The organism is Marseilla massiliensis (assembly GCF_016899955.1).
Classification (GTDB): Bacteria; Bacteroidota; Bacteroidia; order Bacteroidales; family Bacteroidaceae; genus Prevotella; species Prevotella intestinigallinarum.
This window is the reverse complement of record NZ_JACJJL010000101.1, coordinates 1-493: the sequence shown is the minus strand read 5'-3', so window position 1 is coordinate 493 and position 493 is coordinate 1. Positions and strand designations below refer to the sequence as shown.

1 protein-coding gene is annotated in these 493 nt (G+C 37.3%); it reads right to left on the bottom strand.

Going from position 1 to position 493, the window contains the following annotated elements:
- Window positions 1-107 precede the first annotated feature (107 nt).
- Window positions 108-296 (bottom strand): hypothetical protein, encoded by a 189-nt coding sequence (locus tag H6B30_RS16085; protein ID WP_205112251.1) that lies wholly within the window; start codon window positions 294-296, stop codon window positions 108-110.
- Window positions 297-493: the final 197 nt, after the last annotated feature.

Below are 493 nucleotides of genomic sequence, written 5' to 3'. Positions count from 1 at the left end.
ACCGACAACAGCCTTTCCTCTTTGGGCTTGGAATCATCTGTACCTGCTAAGACATTATCTATGGTAGAAGCATCCAAATTCTTCAAGATGAAAATCAACATATTCTTTTACATCACCTCCATCTTCGTAATCTGAACGAATGGCGGATGTTGTTTTAAGTTCTTGATATAACTCTCGTATTCTGCAACCCAGTCATGTTCTGGCACGCCATCATAGAAATTCAGATTTAATTCTATTTGATGATTGTCAATTGTAACCTTTCCGTTGGTTGTCTCTTGTGGATAGTTGATTTCCATATCTCCAAAATAAGTAATGTCCTATTTCATATTTCGTTCTTTTTTATTCAAGCGATTAATGGGATGCAGCTTGCCGCCGTTATAGGTGGCACAGGTGCTTGTTAGCAACTACATTAATAATAACGTGAATTCGACGAATTCAAAACAAAGCAAGCTGTGTGTCAAATGTACGTTGTACATTGATACACGGCTTTTTT

Coding starts and splice junctions, on each gene's coding strand:
- H6B30_RS16085 (WP_205112251.1), bottom strand. CDS start 296: ATGGAAATCAACTATCCACAAGAGACAACCAACGGAAAGGTTACAATT.